This is a genomic window from Myroides sp. 1354 (assembly GCF_030324495.1).
Classification (GTDB): Bacteria; Bacteroidota; Bacteroidia; order Flavobacteriales; family Flavobacteriaceae; genus Flavobacterium.
Map to the genome: position 1 here is coordinate 67,072 of NZ_JACAGN010000016.1, position 6,348 is coordinate 73,419.

Genomic DNA, 6,348 nt, shown 5'->3' on the forward strand with positions numbered 1-6,348 from the left:
GAACTAAAGTACTCATAAGACCAATAGATTCAAAGCTTACACGCTGTTTTTTAACAAAAATGAAAGTTGAGTATTCATTTTATCCTAAAACGAATGTTTAATTTCTTAAAATTAGATGAAGCCTTGTAATTTCACTTGCTTCAAGAGCTCAGATAAGTCATTCACTTCAAACTCTTTTTTCATGGTAGTCAACATGCGTTGTACTGTACTTTGACTTTTAAATACAATGTCGCAAATTTCTTGTACTTTATATCCTTTATCTAATAACATAAGAATTTCAATGTACTGTTCTTGTTGCATCAATTGGCGTTTTGCCAACAAACTCAACACATTTTTAACACCCTGACTATAAACCACTTGCCCAATCATACATTGACGAATTGTTTCAATTAATAAATCGTCTGTTACATCAGCCTTCATTAACAAGCCATCAGGTCTTACTTTTTTGTGGATACTATAAATTAACAAAGCCTCTTCATGCCCGGTAATCATAATTATTTTTGCTTTGGGAAATTTACTTTGTGCATATAAAGCCAGCTTTTGTCCATCTGAAATGCGCAATTGAATATCAAAATTCTTAGCCAAATTATAATCGATAATCAGCATATCAATACTATCTAATTGATCAATATATTCCAATGCTTTAGGAATAGATTCACTAGCGTAAAAGGTACTCTCTAAAAAATTTTCTCGAAGTAGACGAATATAACTAGTCAAAATCATTGGATGATCATCTATCACTAGAAATACTGGGTTGTATAAGTTCATAAGAGGTACAATTAGAGATAAGAAAATTTTCCATCAAAATTACACTTTTTTTTTCACTATACACCATAGCTTCTCTCTTTGATTATAAAATATCCTTAAAAAACAGTATTAATTTATAAATATTTTCTTATTTTAATAATTTTTACAGCAGTCTATACACATTTTCACAAACTCTCCCTCATGTGATTCCATTTTCACAAGCTTACTCATTACCCCCGTTTTACCTTCTTTTTCCACACCTATTGACATAAGGCTGTCACTTCGCATCCTTACTTTTACCTCAATCATTCAAACACAAACAAAATCATGCAACAAATCCATCAAACGGCTAAATACATTATTGGTATTTCTATTCGCACAACCAATCAAAACAATCAGTCAGCAATTGACATCCCCCAACTATGGCAAGTTTTTCACAATCAAAAAATCGCATCAAAAATTCCCGCGAAAAAAAGTAGTGATATTTATGCTATTTATACCGATTACGAAAGCGATTTTACAGCACCTTATACTACAATTATAGGATGTGAAGTTCATTCATTAATCGAAATTCCAGAGGGTATGATTGCTCATACTATTCCTCAAGGATCCTATACAAAAATTGAAGTTCAAGGTAATTTAATGAAAAATATTGTCATCAATGCCTGGATTAAAATTTGGAATTCCCCAAATCTTGAACGAACTTACACTTCAGATTATGAGGTTTACGGACCGAAAGCCCAAGATCCAACACAAGCTGAAGTAGCCATTTATCTAGCCACAAAATAATGTTAAACACCGTCGATTCTTTTTACTTTAAACAGACCGAGCCCAATAAAAGTTGTTTATTGGCCTTGCGTAGTTTTATCTTACAACAAGATGCTCAAATTACAGAATCTCTGAAATGGGGTACTCCTTGTTTTTCCTATCGCAATCGAATGTTTTGTTTTTTAGCCTTAACTAAAATGCCTCAACTACCTTATTTATTAATTGTAGAAGGACATCGTATCGAACATCCAGTATTAGAAGCCGGCACGAGAAAACGAATGAAAAGCCTTACACTTGACCCTACTACGGATTTGCCCTTAACTCAAATTCAAGAGATCTTAACTACCACTTTGAATCTTTATCAATCTGGACAAATAAAAACCAAATAAAAGGCCTTATTTTGTATCTTGTTTCCCTTTTAAATAAAATAAGTAATTTCAATACTATACTAGTACATGAGAGTAGGTTTTTTCCAATATGCCGTTATTTGGCGAGATGTTCAAGCGAATTTAGACTATATTGCTACTAAAGTTAAAAATGAAAAATTCGATTTACTAGTATTACCTGAGTTTTTCACAACAGGCTATGCCATGGATAGTAAAGAGGAAATTTTACCTTTTGTTGAAGATTTAAAAAACAGCAAAACGGTTCAATTTCTGACTCAACTATTAGCTGAAACAGGTAATGGTTATATTGCTGGCACAATCCCTGAAATAGAACAAGGTGTTTTATACAACACTTCTATTTTAGTCAGTGCAACAGGTCTAGTCGCTTCTTATCGAAAAATCCATTTACCTGATTACGAAAAGCGCATCTTTCATGCAGGTGATGCGGCCATTGTATATCAAACCTCGCAAGCCATTATTGGTCTCACAATTTGCTTTGACTGTTGGTTTCCACAACACACTTCCATGTTAAAGCGAAAAGAGGTAGATATTATTTGTCATTCTTCGTGTTTTGGCGGTCCAGTAACCCCTACGATTATTCCCATTCGAGCCTTGGAAAATCAATGTTTCTACATTAGTTGTAATCGAATAGGTTCAGAGTATTTCGAAGGCGAACTAGAATCGTATAGAGGGGAAAGTCAGATTGTCAATCCCGATGGAAAAGTCATTGCTAAAGCCTCAGATATTGAAATTCTGACTTTAGTTGACATCGATTTAAGTGAGGTAAACCATCCGAATTTCGGCAGTTTAATTGCAAAAGATTTTCAGTTTGAACACAACAAATACAAAATTAATCTATAATAAAAGCGAGTGTTTTACTCGCTTTTTTATTCTTTTTGAATTGCCACTCTCCAACGCCCGAAGAAACGCAACCCACAAGATTCTGCCAACCGTGTTCTTCTTCATTTTTTATTTCTTACTTTTACTTTTTTAAATTTAATTCCATTCAACTCATGTTTTTCAAAGAATTCCCAACCTTACAAACTGATCGATTAATCCTGAGAGCTCTTCATTTTACGGATGCTCCTGCTTTATTTGATTATTTCTCTAGAGACGAGGTGACGGAATTTTACGATTTACCAACCTTTGAATCCATTCAGGAAGCACATGAATTACTTTTAGCTTGGCAAGAGCGCTATCAAGAAGACAACGCTATTCGTTGGGCCATTACCCTACAGGAAAGACCTGATCAATTGATTGGCACTTGTGGATTTCACAATTTTTCAATCGAAAATGCTCGCGCGGAAATTGGCTATGAACTGCACCCTGATTTCTGGAAAACGGGAATTATGACTGAAGCGATCCAAGCTATTATCCCCTTTGGTTTTGAGGCATTTGAATTACACCGCATTGAGGCTTTTATTGACCCTATTAATATCTCTTCTCGCAAATTACTCGAAAAAGTAGGATTACAGACTGAGGGAGTTTTACGCGATTATTTTTACGAAAAAGGAAAATTTGTAGATGCTGAAATCTTCTCTCTTTTAAAGCGAGATTATCAAAGAAAATAACATCTACAAATTCACTATACAGTTCTTAAAGAGTTCTTTTCATTTCGAATTGAGCCAAATCACTGGTTAAATTCAATTGATTAAAGAAAGCAGCTAATTCTTTTGACGCATCATCAATATTGTATACATACAAGGCATTGGACGCTGTAATTTGCTGCATAACCTGAATAAGTTGGGTTGCAATTCCCTCTCTTCGATTATCGGCATCCACAGCCAATTGCAATACGCGTTTTGACGTCGGATTAAAAATGAGATAACCTACCATTTCTTCTCCTTTATAAGCACCCAAAATACGGCAACGACTCTTGCTATTCTCTAAAGCAGTTATCGCATTTTGCCAAGCAGGTTGTATATCCCAAAATGTCGTAAAAACAGGCCAATTAAAGTTCGCTAATTCTTTGATTTCAACGATATCTTTTTGACTTATGACTGTTGTTTCTCCTTCAAAGCAAATTAATTTTCTCGCTTTGTGGTACCCCATCTTCTCATAAGCGCGAATGGCGGAATTATTGCCTTTAATTACTTCCAATACCAATTGTTCTACTTCTAAAGGCGCTAATTGCTCCAACAACCAATCATACATTTTAGCCACCAGACCTTGTCCACGATGAGAAGGAACTACTCCTGTGGCAGCATTGTAAGCCGTTAATTTACCATCAACTATGTTCAAGGCATGAAGCATAAATCCAACTAATTTTTCTTGATCAACTACACCAACCGAAAGGTGTAACTGAATATTCTCTGCTGCAATTTTCATCTCCAATTGCTCTACAGTCAATTGTAAAGGAATAACATAATCCGCAAAGGACTCATTCAACACTTGAACGATTTCTTGTTTATCTACTTGACTTAAATCGATTACTTTCATCTGTTTCATTTACTTACTAATTTCTTTATACCAACGCAAAGCATTTTGTTCTTCTCTTTTCACAAAAGAATCTTTCCCTTCATTATAGTCATTTCCTGATTCCCATTGTTGCTTAACCAATTGTTCCTTTAACACTTGATACGCTTCTTTGACAGTAGGATGCGCGCGCAAATAATCCCGAAACGCAAGGTGGCGAGTCCAATGCTCAGAAGTGATAGGAATGACGTGAATATGAGCGAAACGCCAGGTATGATCCTGCATTCTTTCTGGTATCTCATCTTCTATATCAATACAATCCGGTACTCCCAATACATGAGGAGATTCGTGTAACCGTACAAAATAACGACGATAAGGCATATCGACATTGTATTTGGGATAATAAACATAGTTTTTACCTGCTAACAAAGCAGGCACTTCATCCAAATCCTCTACTGTATGAACACCTACCATAATATCAATAATTGGTTTTGCGGCCAACCCTTCTACTGCAGTACTGCCAATATGCTCAATCACTGGGTGCAATTCTCTTAAACAAAGGATTAATTCACCCTTAATCATTTCAAATTGCTCTTTCCACTGTGAATTATATGGCTCAAAAGGTAAAATCATATCATATAAAAAATTAATGCCGTTTAGTCTTTGCTTTTTTTGAATAACAAAAATAAATAAAAGAATAGGCTCTCGCTGTTCAAAATATCTTCATTTATATTCAATTTGTAATATTAAAAAATACAAAAGTTAAAAATAGACATATATACACGAAATTAACAGCATCAGTTAATATTCATTCTGTAATTTCTTCTACTTTTATTCAAAAAAAATGCAACAGTTTATTACTTTACAACACATATACAATTATCACAATATCCAAGAAGAAATTAAAATTGAAGGTATTGCCTTAGTCAAAAATGTTCATCAACTTCATCCTCACTACATCAATTTTAAACATCAGTTTGATGGTTTGTTACTTTCCTACTGTTCAAAAGGCAGCTTGCGTATTGCAATTAACTTTCAAGAATACACGATTTGTCCAGGTGATTGGGCAGTCGTATTACCTCAGTTAATCTTAAATCCACAAGAAGTATCGGATGATTTTGAAGTAACTTCCATCTTGATGTCTTTGGATTTCATCAGTGCTTATCCTATTTTGCGTGAATTTATTACAAATAATGAAGTTCGTCAACATCCTGTTATTTGTCCAAAACAACAAAACAATCATCCTTTAGATTCATTTCTAAGACTTTTAGAAGAGTACTATTTTGAATCCGCTGCACAAAACAAAAAGAACATTATTCAATATGTCATTTTTGCTTTAATCACAGCTATTTCAGATTCATATCAAACCTTATGTGCTCAAAGGGGGATTGTCAAAACGCGTAAAGCACAAGTTGTAGATGATTTTTATCTGAATCTTTCCCAACATTACAAAACAGAGAGACAAGCTACATTTTACGCAGAAAAATTACATCTCTCTCCTCAATACCTCACGACCTTAATTAAACAAGAAACGGGATATTCACTTACTCATTGGATTGAGCATGTGGTTATTTTACATGCAAAATCCTTACTAAAATCTTCTGATATGCCGATTAATGAGATCAGTCATGAATTACACTTTGCAGATACTTCTCTCTTTTGTCGTTATTTTAAGCGTTGTACCCTTCTTACACCTACTCAATTTAGAGAGATAGAGTAAGAGAGATAGCCTAATAAAGTGCGTATAAAAAGTGTCATACCATTGAATTTGTACAAAATTTGACTGCCTTTTAGAAAAAGTTTATAAAAAAATTTAGGAGCTTAGTTTTTTATAACCAAATAGTTAATGAATATAGAAGCAAACGCAAGTAAAAAAAAGAAGTAAATCACTTGCAGATTAACAAAACAGCGCTATCTTTGCACCGTTCTATTACTGAACTGAGGCAGACGCTGAAAGGGGAGATACTCAAGCGGCCAACGAGGACGGACTGTAAATCCGTTGGGAAACCTTCGCAGGTTCGAATCCTGCTCT

At 34.4% G+C, this 6,348-nt stretch carries 8 protein-coding genes; 5 read left to right on the forward strand and 3 right to left on the reverse strand.

The genetic code is table 11. The features are described 5' to 3' along the window. Window positions 1-111 precede the first annotated feature (111 nt). Complete coding sequence (locus HX004_RS14775) at window positions 112-768, reverse strand: DNA-binding response regulator (protein ID WP_286443373.1); 657 nt, start codon at window positions 766-768, stop codon at window positions 112-114. A 306-nt stretch (window positions 769-1,074) separates the two neighbouring features. Between HX004_RS14775 and HX004_RS14780 the strand changes: the two genes are divergently transcribed. The 4 genes from HX004_RS14780 to HX004_RS14795 all read left to right on the forward strand — a co-directional run bounded on the left by HX004_RS14780 (window position 1,075) and on the right by HX004_RS14795 (window position 3,472). After that, the gene (locus tag HX004_RS14780) at window positions 1,075-1,536 is read left to right on the forward strand and encodes a GyrI-like domain-containing protein (protein WP_286443374.1); all 462 of its coding nucleotides are present in this window, start codon (window positions 1,075-1,077) and stop codon (window positions 1,534-1,536) included. Then, entirely contained in the window at window positions 1,536-1,904 is a 369-nt protein-coding gene (locus tag HX004_RS14785; RefSeq protein WP_286443375.1) for a DUF1801 domain-containing protein, read from the forward strand. The genes HX004_RS14780 and HX004_RS14785 overlap by 1 nt, the downstream gene beginning before the upstream one ends. Before the next feature lie 66 nt (window positions 1,905-1,970). Further along, window positions 1,971-2,762 (forward strand): carbon-nitrogen hydrolase family protein, encoded by a 792-nt coding sequence (locus HX004_RS14790; RefSeq protein ID WP_286443376.1) that lies wholly within the window; start codon window positions 1,971-1,973, stop codon window positions 2,760-2,762. Window positions 2,763-2,914: 152 nt separating this feature from the next. Then, window positions 2,915-3,472, forward strand: a complete 558-nt coding sequence (locus tag HX004_RS14795) for a GNAT family N-acetyltransferase (protein ID WP_286443377.1) — start codon at window positions 2,915-2,917, stop codon at window positions 3,470-3,472. A gap of 25 nt (window positions 3,473-3,497) precedes the next feature. Here the strand turns inward: HX004_RS14795 and HX004_RS14800 are convergent, their stop codons facing one another. Next, window positions 3,498-4,349: a GNAT family N-acetyltransferase gene (locus HX004_RS14800; RefSeq protein ID WP_286443378.1), complete on the reverse strand. Its 852-nt coding sequence runs from the start codon at window positions 4,347-4,349 to the stop codon at window positions 3,498-3,500. Continuing rightward, window positions 4,350-4,949: a GrpB family protein gene (locus HX004_RS14805; RefSeq protein ID WP_286443379.1), complete on the reverse strand. Its 600-nt coding sequence runs from the start codon at window positions 4,947-4,949 to the stop codon at window positions 4,350-4,352. Between the two features lie 211 nt (window positions 4,950-5,160). Here HX004_RS14805 and HX004_RS14810 point away from each other — a divergent pair, with 211 nt between their 5' ends. Beyond that, a complete protein-coding gene (locus tag HX004_RS14810) occupies window positions 5,161-6,036 on the forward strand; it encodes a helix-turn-helix domain-containing protein (protein WP_286443380.1) in 876 nt (291 codons plus the stop codon). Window positions 6,037-6,348: the final 312 nt, after the last annotated feature.

Excerpts from the sequence above, each read along its gene's own strand:
- HX004_RS14775 (WP_286443373.1), bottom strand. The coding sequence starts at position 768 with ATGAACTTATACAACCCAGTATTTCTAGTGATAGATGATCATCCAATG.
- HX004_RS14780 (WP_286443374.1), top strand. The coding sequence starts at position 1,075 with ATGCAACAAATCCATCAAACGGCTAAATACATTATTGGTATTTCTATT.
- HX004_RS14785 (WP_286443375.1), top strand. The coding sequence starts at position 1,536 with ATGTTAAACACCGTCGATTCTTTTTACTTTAAACAGACCGAGCCCAAT.
- HX004_RS14790 (WP_286443376.1), top strand. The coding sequence starts at position 1,971 with ATGAGAGTAGGTTTTTTCCAATATGCCGTTATTTGGCGAGATGTTCAA.
- HX004_RS14795 (WP_286443377.1), top strand. The coding sequence starts at position 2,915 with ATGTTTTTCAAAGAATTCCCAACCTTACAAACTGATCGATTAATCCTG.
- HX004_RS14800 (WP_286443378.1), bottom strand. The coding sequence starts at position 4,349 with ATGAAACAGATGAAAGTAATCGATTTAAGTCAAGTAGATAAACAAGAA.
- HX004_RS14805 (WP_286443379.1), bottom strand. The coding sequence starts at position 4,949 with ATGATTTTACCTTTTGAGCCATATAATTCACAGTGGAAAGAGCAATTT.
- HX004_RS14810 (WP_286443380.1), top strand. The coding sequence starts at position 5,161 with ATGCAACAGTTTATTACTTTACAACACATATACAATTATCACAATATC.